General features: G+C 64.9%; 20 protein-coding genes. 11 read left to right on the forward strand and 9 right to left on the reverse strand.

Going from position 1 to position 16,873, the window contains the following annotated elements:
• Positions 1 to 110: 110 nt before the first annotated feature.
• Positions 111 to 797 carry a hypothetical protein gene (locus AB688_RS07015; protein WP_063543057.1) on the forward strand — a complete coding sequence of 229 codons (687 nt, stop codon included), beginning with the start codon at positions 111 to 113 and terminating at the stop codon, positions 795 to 797.
• A 90-nt stretch (positions 798 to 887) separates the two neighbouring features.
• The gene (locus tag AB688_RS07020; RefSeq protein WP_063543059.1) at positions 888 to 1,796 is read left to right on the forward strand and encodes an alpha/beta fold hydrolase; all 909 of its coding nucleotides are present in this window, start codon (positions 888 to 890) and stop codon (positions 1,794 to 1,796) included.
• A 6-nt stretch (positions 1,797 to 1,802) separates the two neighbouring features.
• Here AB688_RS07020 and chrA read toward each other — a convergent pair whose 3' ends face one another.
• The 5 genes from chrA to AB688_RS07045 form a co-directional block, all read right to left on the reverse strand.
• On the reverse strand, positions 1,803 to 3,119 hold the full coding sequence (gene chrA, locus AB688_RS07025) for a chromate efflux transporter (protein ID WP_063543061.1): 1,317 nt from the start codon (positions 3,117 to 3,119) through the stop codon (positions 1,803 to 1,805).
• Positions 3,120 to 3,301: 182 nt separating this feature from the next.
• Positions 3,302 to 3,643, reverse strand: a complete 342-nt coding sequence (locus AB688_RS07030; protein ID WP_063543063.1) for a HopJ type III effector protein — start codon at positions 3,641 to 3,643, stop codon at positions 3,302 to 3,304.
• Complete coding sequence (locus tag AB688_RS07035) at positions 3,636 to 3,932, reverse strand: DUF1244 domain-containing protein (RefSeq protein ID WP_063543065.1); 297 nt, start codon at positions 3,930 to 3,932, stop codon at positions 3,636 to 3,638. The genes AB688_RS07030 and AB688_RS07035 overlap by 8 nt, the downstream gene beginning before the upstream one ends.
• A gap of 10 nt (positions 3,933 to 3,942) precedes the next feature.
• Complete coding sequence (gene folM, locus AB688_RS07040; RefSeq protein ID WP_414154815.1) at positions 3,943 to 4,635, reverse strand: dihydromonapterin reductase; 693 nt, start codon at positions 4,633 to 4,635, stop codon at positions 3,943 to 3,945.
• Positions 4,636 to 4,709: 74 nt separating this feature from the next.
• Positions 4,710 to 5,282 carry a hypothetical protein gene (locus AB688_RS07045; RefSeq protein WP_063543069.1) on the reverse strand — a complete coding sequence of 191 codons (573 nt, stop codon included), beginning with the start codon at positions 5,280 to 5,282 and terminating at the stop codon, positions 4,710 to 4,712.
• A 214-nt stretch (positions 5,283 to 5,496) separates the two neighbouring features.
• On the opposite strand from AB688_RS07045, the gene AB688_RS07050 reads away from it, so the two are divergent.
• Positions 5,497 to 6,438, forward strand: a complete 942-nt coding sequence (locus tag AB688_RS07050) for a MerR family transcriptional regulator (RefSeq protein WP_063543071.1) — start codon at positions 5,497 to 5,499, stop codon at positions 6,436 to 6,438.
• Here AB688_RS07050 and AB688_RS07055 read toward each other — a convergent pair.
• The gene (locus AB688_RS07055; RefSeq protein WP_063543073.1) at positions 6,423 to 7,040 is read right to left on the reverse strand and encodes a hypothetical protein; all 618 of its coding nucleotides are present in this window, start codon (positions 7,038 to 7,040) and stop codon (positions 6,423 to 6,425) included. The genes AB688_RS07050 and AB688_RS07055 overlap by 16 nt on opposite strands.
• A 73-nt stretch (positions 7,041 to 7,113) precedes the next feature.
• Positions 7,114 to 7,545 carry a PAS domain S-box protein gene (locus AB688_RS07060; RefSeq protein WP_063543075.1) on the reverse strand — a complete coding sequence of 144 codons (432 nt, stop codon included), beginning with the start codon at positions 7,543 to 7,545 and terminating at the stop codon, positions 7,114 to 7,116.
• Between the two features lie 92 nt (positions 7,546 to 7,637).
• Here AB688_RS07060 and AB688_RS07065 point away from each other — a divergent pair, with 92 nt between their 5' ends.
• On the forward strand, positions 7,638 to 8,093 hold the full coding sequence (locus tag AB688_RS07065) for a flavodoxin (protein WP_054893519.1): 456 nt from the start codon (positions 7,638 to 7,640) through the stop codon (positions 8,091 to 8,093).
• Between the two features lie 69 nt (positions 8,094 to 8,162).
• On the opposite strand, the gene AB688_RS07070 is transcribed toward AB688_RS07065, so the two are convergent.
• Positions 8,163 to 9,047, reverse strand: a complete 885-nt coding sequence (locus AB688_RS07070; protein WP_063543077.1) for a LysR family transcriptional regulator — start codon at positions 9,045 to 9,047, stop codon at positions 8,163 to 8,165.
• Positions 9,048 to 9,144: 97 nt separating this feature from the next.
• Here AB688_RS07070 and AB688_RS07075 point away from each other — a divergent pair, with 97 nt between their 5' ends.
• From AB688_RS07075 to AB688_RS07090, 4 genes are all read left to right on the forward strand, one after another.
• Positions 9,145 to 9,531, forward strand: a complete 387-nt coding sequence (locus AB688_RS07075; protein WP_063543079.1) for a CidA/LrgA family protein — start codon at positions 9,145 to 9,147, stop codon at positions 9,529 to 9,531.
• Positions 9,521 to 10,207, forward strand: coding sequence for an LrgB family protein (locus AB688_RS07080; protein ID WP_063543081.1), 687 nt, complete (start codon positions 9,521 to 9,523; stop codon positions 10,205 to 10,207). The genes AB688_RS07075 and AB688_RS07080 overlap by 11 nt, the downstream gene beginning before the upstream one ends.
• 176 nt (positions 10,208 to 10,383) lie before the next feature.
• Positions 10,384 to 11,289: an alpha/beta fold hydrolase gene (locus AB688_RS07085; protein WP_063543083.1), complete on the forward strand. Its 906-nt coding sequence runs from the start codon at positions 10,384 to 10,386 to the stop codon at positions 11,287 to 11,289.
• 118 nt (positions 11,290 to 11,407) lie between these two features.
• Entirely contained in the window at positions 11,408 to 12,322 is a 915-nt protein-coding gene (locus tag AB688_RS07090; protein ID WP_063543085.1) for an SDR family oxidoreductase, read from the forward strand.
• A gap of 270 nt (positions 12,323 to 12,592) precedes the next feature.
• Here the strand turns inward: AB688_RS07090 and AB688_RS07095 are convergent, their stop codons facing one another.
• Positions 12,593 to 13,369 carry an IclR family transcriptional regulator gene (locus tag AB688_RS07095; protein WP_054893513.1) on the reverse strand — a complete coding sequence of 259 codons (777 nt, stop codon included), beginning with the start codon at positions 13,367 to 13,369 and terminating at the stop codon, positions 12,593 to 12,595.
• Between the two features lie 199 nt (positions 13,370 to 13,568).
• Between AB688_RS07095 and hmgA the strand changes: the two genes are divergently transcribed.
• From hmgA to maiA, 3 genes are read left to right on the forward strand one after another with little or no spacing between them, the layout of a single operon-like run.
• Positions 13,569 to 14,870, forward strand: coding sequence for a homogentisate 1,2-dioxygenase (hmgA, locus tag AB688_RS07100; protein ID WP_063543087.1), 1,302 nt, complete (start codon positions 13,569 to 13,571; stop codon positions 14,868 to 14,870).
• 3 nt (positions 14,871 to 14,873) lie between these two features.
• On the forward strand, positions 14,874 to 16,166 hold the full coding sequence (gene fahA, locus AB688_RS07105; protein ID WP_063543089.1) for a fumarylacetoacetase: 1,293 nt from the start codon (positions 14,874 to 14,876) through the stop codon (positions 16,164 to 16,166).
• Between the two features lie 12 nt (positions 16,167 to 16,178).
• Positions 16,179 to 16,805, forward strand: a complete 627-nt coding sequence (maiA, locus tag AB688_RS07110; protein WP_063543091.1) for a maleylacetoacetate isomerase — start codon at positions 16,179 to 16,181, stop codon at positions 16,803 to 16,805.
• Positions 16,806 to 16,873 lie beyond the last annotated feature (68 nt).

Genomic DNA, 16,873 nt, shown 5'->3' on the forward strand with positions numbered 1-16,873 from the left:
TGTTAACATTCTGCAACAAATCCTCGGCTGGCCCTTTGCTATGGCCGCTTCCTCCCTGATCTATACAGCAGCTATTGGTCCGGCAATCTCGCCTGGGCCGGGGAGGCAGCATGCGCGCATTGCAAAAACTACAAGAACGGATCCGCCAGAAGGGTCTCAGGCGTACTTTCAAGACCCTGGTCGAACGCTACGTATTCTTCCACTGGGAATTGCTGTGGATGGAACGCGACCTGGTCACTCCCGTTCCGCCTCACAAACTCAAGGAACATCCGCCGGTCACCCTGGTGGAAATCACCACCGCCAATGCCGACGCCTTTGCGCGCTATTTCGGCGATCGCGTGGAAACCATGCGCGAACTGGCCGCTGATGGCCATACCGGGCACATGTACCTGGACGAGCACGGTGACGCGGTGGCCTTCATCTGGGCGAGCGTGGTCGACTACCACGACAAGCACTATTACGGCTGCACCTTCCCGGTGAAGCCTGGCGAGTTCTTCGAGTTCGGCGGCGAGATGACCCGGCGCTACTTTGGCAGCGAGTTGTCGGTCACCGCTCAGGTCGAGCTGTGGAACGCCATGCATGCCAAAGGCTGCCGCAAGGTGGTGGATGTGGTGGAGACGCACAACGTGCCGGCCATGAAGCTGCACCTGCGCATGGGCTATCACGAGCAGGGGCGGGTGATGCATGTGTATGGCCTGTTCGGGCGCTGGAAGCTGTTCCGCGAAACGCGTTATGAAGGTTCGCGGCTGGAGGTGCTGCGCAAGCCTGGAGTGGCGCGGGCGTTGCCGACCACCTGAGGCCGGTACAGCCAGCGAATAATTTGCTAGCGTGGGCGGATGACAAAAAACGCCGCCCGCCTCCCGGCGCGATGGCGCAGGGAGCCCACCATGAGCAGCCTGACCCAACCTGCGACTGCCTTTCGCCATGAAGCCGCCGACGGCTACAGCCTCGGCGGTTTTCAGTGGCGCCACGCCGAACCCGACCCCCAGCGCCCGCTGGTGATCATCAACGCGGCCACCTCGGTGCGCTGCCGCTACTACGCCCGCTTTGCCGACTACCTGTTCGCCCACGGCTTCGATGTGCTGAGCTACGACTACCGTGGTATCGGCGAGTCTCGCCCGGCATCGTTGCGTGGTTTCCAGGCGTCGTGGAGCGACTGGGGCTGCCTGGACTTCGAGGCCATCCTGCAGCGCGCCACCAGCGAATTCCCCGGGCAGCCGGTGAATGTGGTGGGGCACAGCTTCGGTGGCTGGGCAACCGGCCTGGCGCCCTCGGCCGGGCAGGTGCGGCGGCTGGTGATGGTCGGGGCACAGTTTGCCTACTGGCGTGACTATGCGGCCGAAGGGCGCTGGCGGATGGTGGGCAAGTGGCATGTGGTGATGCCATTGCTGACCCGGCTGCTAGGCTATTTCCCCGGCAAGCGCCTGGGTTGGATGGAAGACACCCCGGCCGGGGTGGTGCGTGACTGGAGCACGCCGGCACCGTGCTATGAACATCGGCCCAGTGGACGGCTGCTGCAGGCGCGGCCCTTCGCCCAGGTTCAGGCTGCGGCCCTGGCGGTGAGCCTGAGCGACGATCCCTTCGGCACCGTGGCGGCGACGGAGCGGTTGCTGGGCTATCTGGACCATGCCCAACCTCGCCATCTGCGCGTATCGCCTGTTGATATCGGCGAGCAGGAGGTCGGGCATTTTGCGTTTTTCCATGATCGCTTTCGGGCGAGCCTGTGGCCGATAGCGCTGGAGTGGTTGCGTGATGGTGTGCTGTCGGAGGGGATGCCGGGGCAACGCCTGAGCTGATCGGGCTCAGATCACATGCCCGTACAACACCGCCAGCAGACCTGCCAGGGCGCAGGCAATCAGCACTTCCAGCATACTCCTGCGCAACACCAGTAGCCCCACCGCCGCTAGCAGCGCGATCCCCAGCGCCAGCCCGTCGATCCCGGCAGCGAACCCATGCGGCCAGAACACGTGATAGGCGAAGAACAGCGCGAGGTTCAGGATCACCCCCACCACGGCGGCGCTGATCGCCGTCAGCGGCGCAGTGAAGCGCAATTGCCTGCGTGTGCGCTCCACCAGGGGGGCGCCGATCAGGATGAACAGGAACGAGGGCAGGAAGGTGAACCAGGTGACCAGGCATGCCGCCAGGGCTCCAGCCAGGAATGCCTGGTCGGCACCGAACTGTGCCTGCACGTAGCCGCCGACGAAGCCGACGAACGCCACCAGCATGATCAGCGGGCCGGGTGTGCTTTCGCCCAATGCCAGGCCGTCGATCATCTGTGTGGGCGTCAGCCAGCCGTAATGATCGACAGCCCCCTGATACACGTAGGGCAGCACCGCGTAGGCTCCGCCGAAGGTGAGCAGTGCTGCCTTGGTGAAGAACCATGCCATTTGAGTGAAGCTGCCTTGCCAGCCGAACAGCAGCGTCAGTGCGGCCATCGGCAGGCACCACAGCGCTGCACCGCAGGCCAGCAGCCCGAACAGGCGCGGCCAGTGCAGGCGGGTATGGGCTGGCTGGGCCAGTGGGGCTTCGTCGTTGGGGGTTTCAGTGTTGGCACGAGTGGTCTGAAACAGCTGCGGCCGCCAGCGTCCGCCGAGATAGCCGACCAGCCCCGCGCCCAGCACGATCAGCGGAAACGGCAGGCCCAGCCCGAACAGGGCGACGAAGGCTGCCAGCGCGATGCCCCACAATGCCGCGTTGTGCAGCACCCGGGAGCCGATGCGCCAGGTCGCCTGCACGACAATGGCGGTGATCGCGGGCTTGAGGCCATAGAACAGGCCGACGACCAGAGGTTGCTGCCCCTGGGTAATATAGACCCAGGACAGGCCGATCAGAATGAACAGCGAAGGCAGGATGAACAGTGTCCCGGCAATGATCCCGCCCCAGGTGCGGTGCATCAGCCAGCCGAGGTAGGTGGCCAGTTGCTGGGCCTCGGGGCCTGGCAGCAGCATGCAGTAGTTCAGGGCGTGGAGAAACCGCGACTCGCTGAGCCAGCGGCGGCGTTCGACGATTTCCCGGTGCATCAGGGCGATCTGCCCGGCCGGGCCGCCGAATCCGACGAAACCGAGCTTGAGCCAGAACAGCATGGCCTGACGGAAGGGGATGCTAGGCGCTGGAGGCATTCGGGCAAGTCCTTCGGGCAACAAAAGGGCGGTCGGCGAAATCATGCTGGGCGCTGCTTTGCAGTACAAGGCCGCGCCGGCATCGTCTAGCTGCCGGAGCGGCCCTGGCGTCGTGAAGCGGGCGAAAACCAGTCGAGCGAACGCTCGCCGACCCCGGCGGCCGCTTCGCGAGCAGCCTTGCTTCAGGCGTTGCGGGTCAGCGGCTGCCCTGCGAACTGCACGCCAGCCAGGCCGTGCTTGATCAGCGCGCGAATGTTGCCATGGTCGCTGCCCTCGGGGGTGGCGAGCACGCTGCGGTAGTGTTCGCCAAAGGCGAGCAGCGCTTCCTCATCGCTCAGCCCTTCCAGCAGGGCCAGGCCCAGGGTCTTGCACGAACCTTCGTTTTGCCCGGCTGCGTTTTCCACGCCGCCGTTGTTGAAGGCTTGGGGCTGGTAGCTGTAGTTGGCGGCGATGAAGCCCAGGGTGTCGGCAAAAACGTGTTCGCCGCTGGCGAGGCTGTTGCGCAGGGTGTTCAGGTCAGTCACGGGGTTTTCCTTGTTCGAACGCCGCTTGCTGCTCGGCGCTGGCTTCTTTCTGGTATTGGGCTTTCCACTCGGCGTAGGGCATGCCGTACACCGCTTCGCGGGCGTCGTCCAGGCTCAGCTCGACCTGGCGCTCGTCAGCGGCGGCCTTGTACCACTTGGACAGGCAGTTGCGGCAGAAGCCGGAGAGGTTCATCAGGTCGATGTTCTGCACGTCGGTACGCTTTTGCAGGTGATCGACCAGGCGCCGGAACGCGGCGGCTTCGAGTTCGAGCTGTTGTTGCTCAGTCATGGGGCTTACCTCAGGTCATGCGGTTCTTCAGATGGCGGCCACCGTTGATGACCACCTGGCTGCCGGTGCTGTACTGGCTTTGCAGCAGGAACATCACCGCCTCGATCAGCGGCTGCGCACCCGGCTCGAATTCCAGCAGGGCCTTTTTCAGGGTCTGCCGGCGGTACTGTTCGTCGCCGCCTTCCTTCAGGATCAGCAGGCCCGGCAGGATACCGTTGACGCGCACCTTGGGCGCGTACTTTTCGGCGAACGACAGCACCATGTTCTGCAGCGCGGCCTTGGTTGCGGCATAGCCGATATGGCTCTTGCTGCCGCGCGAGGAGGTTTCGTCGCAGATGTGGATGATGTCGGCCTTCTCGACCTTGGCCAGGTGTTCGCCCAGCGCCAGGTTGAGGTGGTAGGGCGCCTCGACGTGCAGGCGGAACATGGTGTCGAGGCTCTGCAGGTCGTCGTCCAGCCACAGCGAGGCGTTGTGGATGATTGCGCGCAGGCCATCATAGTTGTGCTGCAGGTGTTCGATCAGCGCCAAGCGGTCGGCCTCGCGGGTGAGGTCGGCCTGGAACTGGATGATGTTCGGGTGTGCGGCCTGCGCATGAAGGCTACGGCTGGCGCTGACCACCTGATGGCCGGCCTTGGCCAGCGCCTGGGCCAGGGCCAGCCCGACGCGCTGGCTGGCTCCGGTGATGAGGATAGGGCTGTTCATGTTCGGGGCAGTCTGTTCGTCTGTTCGTTCGTGCCCCAGCATACCCGAACTGCGCGGGCTTGCGAGCCCGCTCCTCAGCGGCTGCGCAACCCTTCGCGGCGCCGTGGCGCCGGGCGCGCCGGGGGATTGAGCCAGCCGGCCAGCAGGCGGGTGGACAACGGAATGAACAGGTAAACCATCAGCGGCGTCAGCACCAGGGTGCTCAGCAGTACCCGGGGCAGCAGGTCCAGCGGTGCCAGCCAGTGGCCGAACAACAGGTTGAACAGCAGCGACACCGGGAAGAACGCCAGCCAGATGGCGGTAGCCTGCTTCCAGCGCGGCGGTTTATGCACCGTTTCGGTGCCGAACCAGGCGTCGATGCCGCTGAAGCGCCGCTCTTCGGGGCGCTCGAACAGGCCATCGCCACGCTGCAGCCAGGCGCGTCGCGAGGCGGAATGTTCCCAGGCGTGCAGGGTCCGTTCGTCGTTGAAGCGAAAGATGATCTGGAAGGCATCGCTGTCAGCGGGCGGCGCGAGGATGCCCGAGCCCAGGTAGCCGGGGAAGTCGGTGGCCAGTTGCTCGCCTTCATGGAGCCAGGCCAGCAGGTCCTGGTAGCGTCCATGGGCGGCGCGGCGCGACACCATCAGGGTGACGGGTGCGGTAGACATCGTGTATCTCCTTACGACGGGGCTGGCGGGTAGCCGGCCCCTTGGCCTGTGCCCGGGGTGGTGGGCGACGCAGGCGTGGATGCAAGAATCGGGCGCGGATTATCGCGTATATTTCGTGACCGGTCAGTGTTGTGACCGCAAGGTTGCGCTGACCCCTGGCCGATACCGGCGTAGAATGGCCGTCACACATCTACGAGACAGAGTTGTCACGCTCATGAAAGAGCCACAAGCGAGTGCCCTGATCGCACATGGGCTGGTGCATCAGGAGCTGTTTCCGATCCGCGAAGTGTCGCGCCTGACTGGCGTCAACCCGGTGACTCTGCGTGCCTGGGAGCGCCGCTATGGGCTGATCCAGCCGACCCGCACCGAGAGTGGCCATCGTCTGTATTCGCAGGCCGACATCGACGCCATCGACAGTATCCTGGGTTGGCTGCGCCGTGGCGTCGCGGTGAGCAAGGTCGGCAGTATCCTGGCGCGTAGCCAGGGTCCGGCGGAGGGGGCCTGGGCCGGAAGCACGGTTGGCGACCGCTCACGCTGGCAGGCCCAGGTGCGCGAGGCCGTGCGCCAGTTCGATGCCGCGCAGTTGGGGCGGTTGTTCGAGCAGGTGTTTGCCAGCCATGCGCTGGAGCAGGTCTTCGGTGAGGTGTTCATGCCGGTATGGCAGGCCCTGCGCGCCAGCCAGGCGGGGTATGGGCAGGCCAGCGAGTGGTTGTTCCTCGACCAGTTCCTGCGCGCGCGGGTGCTGTTGCGCCTGCAACTGGCACGTGAGCCCAAGAGCCGCCGGATACTGGTGTCACCGTTGTCGGCAGAATGCCAGGAACTCGAGTTGCTGGTGGCCGGGCTGCTGCTGAGCAGTGACGAGGTGGCGGTCACGGTGCTGGCGTCGGGGCAGCCTGTCGAAGAGCTGGCGTTGGTCTGCGAGCGGTTGGCGCCGGATGCACTGGTGCTGTTCGACAACCATCGCCCGGCCAATGACCTGGACAAGCGCCTGGCACGCCTGGCGCAGCGGGTGAACTGCCCGCTGTTCCTGGCGGGCGAGACCGCCGAAATGGCTCAGGACAATCTAGAGGGCGGGCCGGTAGGCTGTCTGGGCGCCCACGGGGTGTCGATGAAACAGCGGTTGCGCCAGTTCCTCGCCGGTCAGATCGATACCTGAGCGTGCAGCTCTGGGTGCGCCTTGCGGTGGGCCTGGAGAATGTACTCACGCAGGCGGTCGATTTCGTCGTCTGGGCTGTGGCTGAGGTCGTAGGCCGCCAGGTCCGGACCGATGCGGCGGCGCAGCGTGCCGTGCAGCCCGATCGGCTCGATGCCCGGTGGGGCGAAGAACAGCTCGAAGTGGCTGGGCGCCTGGGCCTGGCCGTTCACTTGCAGCAGTACCCCTTTGAACGAGATATCGCGCACCCACAGCTCGCTCTGAGTGCCGCGGGCGTCGACCAGTGCGGCCGGCTGGTCCAGCGAGAGGCGCCAGGGCCGCAGCATCGGGCCGTCTTCGTAGATTTCCGGTGAGCCCAGTTGCAGGTGCAGGGCGTGGAACTCGTCTTCTACCAGTTGCAGGGGAATGCTGATCTGCTGGTTGTTGAATTGCGCCTGCAGGGTGACCTGCTCGTTGGCCACCAGGCGGGTGAGCAATTGCTGCAGACGACGGTCGCCATTGACCAGCAGGCTCGAGGTGGGGTCGGCCAGGTTCAATTGGGGCGTGTGCTGCATGTCCTGAATGAAATCCAGCTCATCCTGAGTAAGGAGGGCGTCTGCTTGCATGATCGGACTCGGGTCGGGCGTCGTCGGTGGGTTCTTCATTGCCATGGACTGTGCCCGGGGCGTTTGGTTCAGGTCATTGGACGGATGGTTGCCCGGCCAGTCGGGTGTGTGCGTCGGCCAGCTCGCGTTCGAGTTCGACCTGACGGCTGACATCCTTCTGGATGCCGATGAAATAGGTGCGTTGATCAGCCTCGTTGTACACCGGGGTGATCGACAGTTCGTTCCAGAACCCGCTGCCGTCCTTGCGGTAGTTGCGCAGTACCTCGCGACACGGCCGGCCTTCGGCCAGGGCCTTGCGAATGCGGGCGCGGCCCAGTTGGTCGCGATCGTCGCCCTGGAGGAAGCGGCAGTCCTGGTAGAGGATCTCGTCGCGCGCGTATCCGGTGAGGCGTTCGAAGCCTGCGTTCACGTAGATCAGGATGGTGTCGTCACCTTCCTGTTCGGCGACCACGATGCCGTCGTTCGACGCGTCGATCATGGCGTGTAGCAGTTGCGCGTTGATCATGTTCCTGGCCATGGGAGTCAAGTGGAGCGGCCTTTTGCCACTGTTGAATGGTAGTATCCTACGTTTTCACTCAGTTTCGGAATCCTCTCCTGATGAAAGTCGCCATTATTTCAGGCTCGGTGTATGGCACCGCCGAAGAAGTCGCCCGTCATGCCGAATCCTTGCTCAAGGCTGCCGGGTTCGACGCCTGGCATGCGGCGCGTGCCACCCTTGAGGATCTGCGCGGTTTTGCGCCGCAGGCGCTGCTGGCGGTGACCTCGACCACCGGGATGGGTGAGCTGCCCGACAACCTGATGCCGCTGTACAGCACGATTCGCGATGTACTGCCGGGCGAGTGGCGCGGTTTGCCGGGCGCGGTGCTGGCCCTGGGCGATTCGAGCTATGGCGACACCTACTGCGGCGGGGGCGAGCAGATGCGCGAGCTGTTTGCCGAGCTCGGCGTGCGGGAAGTGCAGCCGATGCTGCGACTGGATGCCAGCGAGACCGTGACCCCGGAAACGGACGCAGAGCCCTGGCTGGCAGAGCTGGCGCAGCTGCTCAAGGCGTAAGCCGCGGGGGCTGCGCGATCTTCTTGCGAGCAAGGTTTCTTCCAGGGAGGGTGAGTGGCGATTCGCCGCTCACCCTCCTTTGCGCTCCTGCACCAACGCCAGCCACGCCTGCGCCGCTCGCGACAGGTACGCTCCGCGCCGCCAGATGAACGCGATGTCCCAGCGCAGGTGGCCAGGCTCCACCAGCGGCACTCTCACCACCCCATCACGCTCCAGCCCACGTGCCACCACGCTGGGCAGCAGTACCACGCCCTGTCCTGCGGCCACCAGCGCGGTGAGGAAATCCGCCTGGCCGCTGCGCCCGCCCTCCTTTGGGGTGAAACCTGCCTGCTCGCAGGCGCTGAGCAGTTTGTCGTTGAGCATGAAGCTGCGGTGGTACAGCAGGAACGGCGTATCGGCCAGTTGGCGCAGGGTCACTCCGTCGCGTTCGGCCAAGGGGTGGTTGTCTGGGAGCAATGCATCGAGCGGTTCGTTGCAGAAGGGTTGATAGTCGAAGGCCGGGTCGCTCGGGGTGACGCTGCCACCCAATTCGAGCTCGCCACTCCTGACTCCCTGTTCGACGATCCGGCTGCCGCCTTCGACCAGGTGCACGGTGATGTTCGGATAGCGCCGCCGGTATTCGGCGAACAGGCTGGCGAACAGGGCCTCGCCGCCGACCACCGGCAAACCCAGGCGCAGTTCGCCGCGGGCCATCTGGCTCAGGTCGTCGAGTTCGGTCAGCAACTCATGGCGCTGGCGCAGCAGGGCCTCGCCGCGTTCGAGCACGATGCGTCCGGCGGCGGTGAGATGCAGTTGCGAGCCCTGGCGCTCGAGCAGGGGTTGGCCGAGGTCTTCCTCGAGCTGGGCCACTTGCTTGCTCACCGCCGACTGGCTGATGTGCAGCGTGTGTGCGGCCTGGGTGAATCCCCCTCGATGAACCACTTCGATGAAGCTGCGCAGTTGCTTGAATTCCATTGCCTGAATTCCAGATTGGAATGGATGGCAGTCTAACAATTCGCTTTTGGCCTTGGCAGCAGCTTTTTAAAATGGGCCCATCCCGAGGAAACCCATCATGAAAGCCATCGTATCGAATGCCTTGACCCCCCTGCTCGCCGAGCTGTGCGTGCTGTTTGTGCTGTATCTGGTTGGCGGCGAACTCGTCGCCTGGCTTGGCTGGCCGATCCCGGCCGGGGTCATGGGCATGGCGCTGTTGCTGGTGTTGTTTGCCGTGGGGGCCGTGAAACCGGGCACGTTGCAACGTGGCGCTGGTTGGTTGATGGCGCAGATGCTGCTGTTCTTCATCCCGGCGCTGATGAGCCTGCTCGACTACGGCAGCCTGATGCGCAGCGAGGGGTGGCGCATCCTGCTGGTGATCGCCTTGAGCACCCTGGTGGTGATGGTGGTCACGGCGCTTACGGTCGAACTGGTCTGCCGCTGGAGCCTGCGCCATGAAGCTTGAACCGATGTCGCTGTTCTGGCTTGCGCTGACTGTGGGGGCCTACCTGTTCAGCCGCTGGCTGTATGGGCGCACTGGCCGTTATCTGCTGTCGCCGCTGGTGCTGGTCCCGGCGCTGCTGCTGGCGGTGGCGGTTCCGCTGCACACCGCCTACGCCGAGTATGCCCGCAACACCCATTGGCTGATCGGCGTGCTGGGGCCGGTCACCGTGGCCTTCGCCGTGCCGATCTGGCAGCAGCGGGCGATGCTGGCGCGACATTGGCCGGCGCTGTTGCTGGGGATGCTGGCGGGCAGCCTGGCGTCGATCTCCAGTTCCTGGGGGCTGGCGCACCTGCTGGCGCTGGATGAGTCGGTCAGCCTGTCACTGGTGCCGCGCTCGATCACCACGCCGTTCGCCATGCCGTTGGCCCACGACCTGGGCGGTGTGCCCGAGCTGACCGCGGTGTTCGTGATGTTCACCGGTGTGCTGGGGGCCGTGTTCGGCGGTCTGCTGTTGCGAGTGTTGCCGCTGCGTACGTCACTGGCGCGCGGCGCACTGTTTGGAGTCGGTGCCCATGGCGCCGGGGTCAGCCGCGCCCATGAAGTGGGCGGGGAGGAAGGCTCGGTGGCGGGGCTGGTGATGGTGCTGACCGGCCTGCTCAACCTGTTCGCCGCGCCATTGCTCGCCTGCCTGCTATGACCGTTCGTGCCAGTGTCCTGCAAGGTCATCAAGCTGGCTGCCAAGGTAAGTTCCGCCATTCAAGGCGCTGACTAGACTCAGCCTCGACATAGAGAGCACATGCAAGTGCCGAGGTGACATACAATGAGCGCAGCCTTGCCCTATACCGTCAACACCTAATCAGCGGGACGATTCCGATGCCTTTGGCCGAAATTCCATTGTGCGTCTGGCGTACCCGGGGACAGAGTTTTTCCTTCCGGGGCCAGAGCATCCGTTACTGGACAGCAGGGCAAGGAGAGCCCTTGCTGCTGTTACATGGCTTCCCTACCGCCAGCTGGGACTGGCACTACCTGTGGGCACCCTTGGCGCAGCGCTTTCGCGTCGTGGCCTGCGACATGCTCGGCTTCGGCGATTCGGCCAAGCCTGCCGACCACGAGTACAGCCTGATGGAGCAGGCCGATCTGCAACAGGCGCTGCTTGACCACCTGAGAATCGAACAGCCGGTGCACCTGCTGGCCCACGACTACGGTGGCAGCGTCGCCCAGGAGTTGCTCGCGCGCCATCACGAAGGGCGTGCCGACATTGCCAGTTGCGCGTTTCTCAACAGCGCGCTGTTCCCCGAGCTGTGTCCGTTGCTGCTGGTGCAGAAGCTGCTGCTCAGCCCGCTGGGCTGGCTGGTGGCGCGTTCGTTCGGGCGGGATGATCTGGTGCGCAATGTCAGCCAGGTCTACGGCCCTTGCACCCACCCCAGCGAAAGCGCGCTGGACGATTGCTGGAGCCTGATGGTGTCAAACCGCGGGACGCGCATCCTGCACAAGTTGATGGCCTATGTGCCGGAGCGTCAGGCACAGCGGCAACGCTGGATTGGTGCACTGCAGACGGAGGGCGTGCCGTTGCGCCTGATCAATGGCGCGGTGGATCCGCTGTCGGGGGCGCACATGGTCGAGCGCTACCGGCAACTGGTGCCTGACCCCGATACCGTGGTGTTGCAGGGGATCGGCCACTATCCGCACACCGAAGCGCCGGTGCAGGTGCTGCGTCATTACCTGGCGTTTCGCGAGCAGCCCCTGAGCTATATACCGCAGCGGGTTGCCTGGTCCTGAACGCGGCGATCATCGCCTTGTGTTATCGCCTGCCATTCAGCGTCACTGCGCTTGATTGTCCGCTGCCGATGGCTGGCGGACACTCCAGGTATCCCAATTCTTGCCTGGAGCCTTGAGCATGAGCGAGCCGGTAAATCTGCAAGACCGCGTAGTGATCGTCACGGGGGCCGGCGGTGGCCTGGGCCGGGCCCACGCGCTGCTGTTCGCGGCCCGTGGTGCACGTGTGGTGGTCAACGACCTGGGCGGCTCGACCCATGGCGAAGGCGCCAGCGCATCGGCGGCCGACCGGGTGGTGGAGGAGATTCGCGCCGCAGGCGGTACCGCGGTGGCCAACCACGATTCGGTGGCCGAGGGGGCGCGTATCGTCGAGCAGGCGCTGGACAGTTTCGGGCGGGTCGATGTGCTGGTGAACAACGCCGGCATCCTGCGCGACAAGACCTTCCACAAGATGGAGGACGCCGATTGGGACCAGGTCTACCGGGTCCATGTCGAAGGCGCCTACAAGGTGACCCGCGCCGCCTGGTCGCACCTGCGCGAGCAGAACTGGGGACGGGTGATCTTCACCGCCTCCACGTCCGGCATCTACGGCAATTTCGGCCAGGCCAACTATGGCATGGCCAAGCTCGGCCTCTATGGGCTGACCCGCACCCTGGCCATCGAAGGCCGCAAGCATGGGATTCTGGTCAACGCCATCGCGCCCACAGGGGGCACGCGCATGACAGAAGGCCTGATCCCGCCGCAGGTGTTCGAACGTCTCAAGCCTGAGCTGATCAGCCCGGTGGTGGTGTACCTGGGCAGCGAGCAGTGCCAGGACACGGGGCAGTTGTATGAAGTGGGCGGTGGCTGGGTCGGCAAGGTCCGATGGGAGCGAAGCCTTGGCGTTGGATTCGACCCCAATGGCGGGTTCACGCCGGAACAGGTAGCCGAGCATTGGGCGCAGATCGGCGACTTCGAGGGGGCGACTCATCCGCAGGATACGTTGCAGGCTTTGCAGCAGATGATGGCGAATCTGCAGAAGCACCCGCTGGGATAGTGGGTTTCGAGCGCAAAAAAAAGGCCGCTGCATCGGCAGCGGCCAATCGAGACGTCAGATCAAGGAGCTTCAAAATCAACGTCGTTCACACGTGGCGGCCCGAACGACGGGGGAGTGCCTTTCGCGCCAGCCAGTGAAAACAGAATAAGCCGCTGATCCCACGGGAAAAATAGCCCTGGGTGACATTCACCTTTACGTTTCGGGTAAAAGTGCGCCAAAAACAGTCAGGCCGCATCACGACAGTGCAGGGCCGTGAAACCCCGTTCCATCTCAGGCTTCGTAGCCCATCCGCCAACTGACGGTGCGCGCCGCGCTCAGCAATTGCCGGGCGGCCGGGCCATCTTCATCGGCATGGAAGATCGACGTCGGGCCAACGACCGTCATCACCGCTGCAATCTGGCCCATGGCGTTGAACACCGGCGCCGACAACGCATCCACCCCCGGCATCAGCAAACCGTGAACATGGTGCAGGCCGCGTGTGCGGATCTGCGTGAACAGGTCCACGTAGTGCTCGACCTGTTGCCCCCGTGCGGCCAGTTCGCGGTCGCGCAACTCGATGGTTTCCCGCTCTGGCAGGTGAGCGGCGAATACCAGCCCGGTGGATGAACTCAGCAGTGGCAGCACCGAGCCGATCTGGGTCACTACCGTCACGGCGCGCACTGCAGGCTCGATGTTCACCACGGTTGCGCCCTGGTTACCCCACACGGCGATGAAGCAGCTCTCGTTGAGCGCGTCGCGCAGTTGCGACAGCGGCAGGGCCGCGACCTTCAGCACATCGATGCTGCCCAGCGCCGCCATCCCCACGCGCAAGGCTTCGCGCCCGAGCCCGTAGTGATTGGTCGCAGCATCCTGCTCGGCGAAACCGCTGGCGATCAAGGCCTGCAGGTAGCGATGGACCTTGCTGGCGGGCATCTGCACATGTTCGGCCAGGCGCGACAGTGAGGTGGAGGGCGACAGTTCGGCCAGCGCCTTGAGGATGTCGGTGCCGACTTCAGCGGAACGGACCTTCTGTTTGCTGTTGTCAGCTGCAGTTTTGTCTCTGGACATCGTAAGACGCTTCCGGGATTCATTCTGGCCGACTTTATAGCTTGACGCCTCTTGCCGAGCAAATTACGTTATTCGTAATCGGATTACGATAAATATAAATTCAGATGTGCTGTGTGTCCCCTGGCAGTGGTCGGTCCATCAGCCGATTCGGGGCTGCAGCTCTCTGCTATCAATGGCTCCACCGAGCCTGGAGACCCCGATGACCCGCGACACCTCCCCCGAACTCAGCTACCTGAGCGGCTTCGGCAACGAATTCGCCAGCGAAGCCTTGCCCGGTGCGCTGCCGGTCGGGCAGAACTCTCCACAGAAAGCACCCTATGGGCTGTACGCCGAGTTGCTGTCGGGCACCGCCTTCACCATGGCGCGCAGCGAACTGAGGCGTACCTGGCTGTACCGTATCCGCCCCTCTGCGCTGCACCCGCGCTTCGAGCGCCTGGCGCGTCAGCCCCTGGCCGGCCCGCTCGCTGCGGCGAACCCCAATCGCCTGCGCTGGAACCCGCAGCCAATCCCGTCGGTCCCGACCGACTTCATCGAGGGCTGGTTGCCCATGGTGGCCAATGCGGCCGCTGACAAACCGGCCGGGGTGAGCATCTATATCTACGGCGCCAATCGCTCCATGGAGCGGGTGTTCTTCAATGCCGACGGCGAGTTGCTGCTGGTGCCACAGCAGGGGCGACTGCGCATTGCCACCGAACTGGGCGTGCTGCAGGTCGGGCCGCAGGAGATCGCGGTGATTCCGCGCGGTATGAAGTTCCGCGTCGAGCTGCCTGATGGCCAGGCACGCGGCTACATCGCCGAGAACCACGGCGCGCCGCTACGCCTCCCTGACCTCGGGCCGATCGGCAGCAATGGCCTGGCCAACCCGCGCGACTTCCTCACCCCGGTCGCGCACTACGAAGAAACCCATGGCCCGGTGCAGTTGGTGCAGAAGTTCCTTGGCGAGCACTGGGCCTGCCAACTGCAGCATTCGCCGCTGGACGTGGTGGCCTGGCACGGCAGCAATGTGCCTTACAAGTACGACCTGCGCCGCTTCAACACCCTCGGCACGGTCAGCTTCGACCATCCGGATCCCTCGATCTTCACCGTGCTGACCTCGCCCACCAGCGTGCACGGCCTGGCCAACATGGACTTCGTGATCTTCCCGCCGCGCTGGATGGTGGCCGAGAACACCTTCCGTCCCCCGTGGTTCCACCGCAACTTGATGAACGAGTTCATGGGCCTGATCGACGGCGCCTACGATGCCAAGGCCGAGGGCTTCCTGCCGGGGGGCGCGTCGCTGCATGGGGTGATGAGCGCCCACGGGCCAGACGCCGAAACCTGCGACAAGGCGATCGCCGCCGAGCTGGCGCCGCACAAGATCGACCACACCATGGCCTTCATGTTCGAGACCAGCCAGGTGCTGCGTCCGAGCCAGCAGGCCCTCGAGAGCCCGCAATTGCAGGCCGACTACGACAGTTGCTGGGCAACGCTGCCAAGCACCTTCAATCCGAACCGGAGATGACCGATGAACCAGACCGCCATTGCCCGTAGCTGGGTCGAACACGCCAACGGGCACCGCGACTTCCCGCTGCAGAACCTGCCGCTGGGCATCTTCAGTCGCCCGGGCCAGGCACCACGCTGCGGCGTGGCCATCGGCGACGCCATCCTCGACCTGGAGGCCGCACTCGCCGCCGGTGTGTTCGAGGGCGCGGCCAAGGCTGCTGTCGAGGCTACCCGCGGCGGCGCCCTGAACGCCTTCTTCGCCCTCGGCCGCCCCGCCCGGGTGGCCCTGCGTGAGCGCTTGCAGGTTCTGCTCGGCGAGCACAGCGAGCATCGGGCCGTGTTGCAAGCGGCGTTGCATTCGGCTGGCGAATGCACCCTGCACCTGCCGGCCCGGGTCGGTGACTACACGGACTTCTACGTCGGTATCGAGCACGCCAGGAACGTCGGCAAGCTGTTCCGCCCAGACAATCCGCTGCTGCCCAACTACAAGCACGTGCCGATCGCCTACCACGGCCGCGCCTCGACCTTGCGCCCGTCCGGCACCGATGTGCGCCGCCCCAAGGGCCAGAAGCTCCCGGCCGGGCAGACCGAGCCGAGTTTCGGCCCGTGTGCGCGGCTGGACTACGAGCTGGAGCTGGGTATCTGGATCGGTCAGGGCAATGACATGGGGCAGCCGATCGCGATCGGTGATGCAGCCGAGCACGTGGCCGGCTTCTGCCTGCTCAACGACTGGTCGGCGCGTGATATCCAGGCCTGGGAGTACCAGCCGCTGGGGCCGTTCCTGTCCAAGAGCTTCATCACCAGCGTCTCGCCGTGGGTGGTAACCGCCGAGGCGCTGGAGCCGTTCCGCTGTGCGCAACCCGCTCGCCCGGAAGGCGATCCGCAGCCCTTGTCTTACCTGCTAGACAATCGTGACCAGGCCGCCGGCGCCTTCGACATCGAACTGGAAGTGCTGTTGCTGACCGAGCGCATGCGTGATGAGGGCCTGCCGGCGCACCGCCTCACCCTGAGCAATACCCGCAGCATGTACTGGACCGTGGCACAGATGGTGGCGCACCACAGTGTCAACGGTTGCCAGTTGCAAGCCGGTGACCTGTTCGGCTCGGGCACGCTGTCCGGGGCTGTGCCGGGTTCGTTCGGCAGCCTGTTGGAGATCACCGAAGGCGGCAAGCAACCGGTGCAACTGGCCAGTGGTGAGGTGCGCACGTTCCTCGAGGACGGCGACGAAATCATCCTGCGTGCGCGTTGCGTGCGCGATGGCGTTGCCAGCATCGGTTTCGGCGAATGCCGTGGCACGGTGGTCGGGGCCAACTGAGGGGGCAGGGCGATGGAGCTGTTCACCTACTTCCGTTCCACCTCCTCTTACCGGGTGCGCATCGCCTTGGCGCTCAAGGGCCTGGATTATCAGGCCCGGCCGGTCAACCTGCTCAAGGGCGAGCACCGTGCTGCGGACTACCTGGCGCTCAACCCCCAGGGGCGGGTGCCCGCGCTGCGCACGGACAGCGGCGAATTGCTGGTGCAGTCGCTGGCGATCATCGAGTACCTGGAAGAGCGCTTCCCCGACACGCCGCTTTTGCCCCAGGGCGAGGACGCTCGGGCACAGGTGCGTGGGGTCGCGGCGATCATCGGTTGCGACGTGCATCCACTGCACAACGTCAGCGTGCTCAACCAGTTGCGTCAGCTGGGGCACGATGAAACCCAGGTCAACCAGTGGATCGCCCACTGGATTGGCCAGGGGCTGGCGGCAGTGGAGCAACTGATCGGCGACCAGGGTTTCTGCTTTGGCGATACGCCGGGGCTGGCGGATGTGTACCTGATGCCGCAGTTGTACGCGGCCGAACGGTTCAATGTGGATCTGGACGACTACCCGCGTATTCGTAGGGTCGCCGCCCTGGCTGGGCAGCATCCAGCCTTCGTCAAAGCGCACCCGGCGAACCAGCCGGATACGCCCTGAGCACGGCGTCGGCCTTTTTGCGGGCAATCCCGTTCCCACTGCGCCGACGCTGCTTCGCACCCCTACAA

The organism is Pseudomonas putida, from assembly GCF_001636055.1.
Lineage (GTDB): Bacteria > Pseudomonadota > Gammaproteobacteria > Pseudomonadales > Pseudomonadaceae > Aquipseudomonas > Aquipseudomonas machongensis.

Coding starts and splice junctions, on each gene's coding strand:
- AB688_RS07015 (WP_063543057.1), top strand. CDS start 111: ATGCGCGCATTGCAAAAACTACAAGAACGGATCCGCCAGAAGGGTCTC.
- AB688_RS07020 (WP_063543059.1), top strand. CDS start 888: ATGAGCAGCCTGACCCAACCTGCGACTGCCTTTCGCCATGAAGCCGCC.
- chrA (WP_063543061.1), bottom strand. CDS start 3,119: ATGCCTCCAGCGCCTAGCATCCCCTTCCGTCAGGCCATGCTGTTCTGG.
- AB688_RS07035 (WP_063543065.1), bottom strand. CDS start 3,932: ATGACTGAGCAACAACAGCTCGAACTCGAAGCCGCCGCGTTCCGGCGC.
- folM (WP_414154815.1), bottom strand. CDS start 4,635: ATGAACAGCCCTATCCTCATCACCGGAGCCAGCCAGCGCGTCGGGCTG.
- AB688_RS07045 (WP_063543069.1), bottom strand. CDS start 5,282: ATGTCTACCGCACCCGTCACCCTGATGGTGTCGCGCCGCGCCGCCCAT.
- AB688_RS07050 (WP_063543071.1), top strand. CDS start 5,497: ATGAAAGAGCCACAAGCGAGTGCCCTGATCGCACATGGGCTGGTGCAT.
- AB688_RS07055 (WP_063543073.1), bottom strand. CDS start 7,040: ATGCAAGCAGACGCCCTCCTTACTCAGGATGAGCTGGATTTCATTCAG.
- AB688_RS07060 (WP_063543075.1), bottom strand. CDS start 7,545: ATGATCAACGCGCAACTGCTACACGCCATGATCGACGCGTCGAACGAC.
- AB688_RS07065 (WP_054893519.1), top strand. CDS start 7,638: ATGAAAGTCGCCATTATTTCAGGCTCGGTGTATGGCACCGCCGAAGAA.
- AB688_RS07070 (WP_063543077.1), bottom strand. CDS start 9,047: ATGGAATTCAAGCAACTGCGCAGCTTCATCGAAGTGGTTCATCGAGGG.
- AB688_RS07075 (WP_063543079.1), top strand. CDS start 9,145: ATGAAAGCCATCGTATCGAATGCCTTGACCCCCCTGCTCGCCGAGCTG.
- AB688_RS07080 (WP_063543081.1), top strand. CDS start 9,521: ATGAAGCTTGAACCGATGTCGCTGTTCTGGCTTGCGCTGACTGTGGGG.
- AB688_RS07085 (WP_063543083.1), top strand. CDS start 10,384: ATGCCTTTGGCCGAAATTCCATTGTGCGTCTGGCGTACCCGGGGACAG.
- AB688_RS07090 (WP_063543085.1), top strand. CDS start 11,408: ATGAGCGAGCCGGTAAATCTGCAAGACCGCGTAGTGATCGTCACGGGG.
- AB688_RS07095 (WP_054893513.1), bottom strand. CDS start 13,369: ATGTCCAGAGACAAAACTGCAGCTGACAACAGCAAACAGAAGGTCCGT.
- hmgA (WP_063543087.1), top strand. CDS start 13,569: ATGACCCGCGACACCTCCCCCGAACTCAGCTACCTGAGCGGCTTCGGC.
- fahA (WP_063543089.1), top strand. CDS start 14,874: ATGAACCAGACCGCCATTGCCCGTAGCTGGGTCGAACACGCCAACGGG.
- maiA (WP_063543091.1), top strand. CDS start 16,179: ATGGAGCTGTTCACCTACTTCCGTTCCACCTCCTCTTACCGGGTGCGC.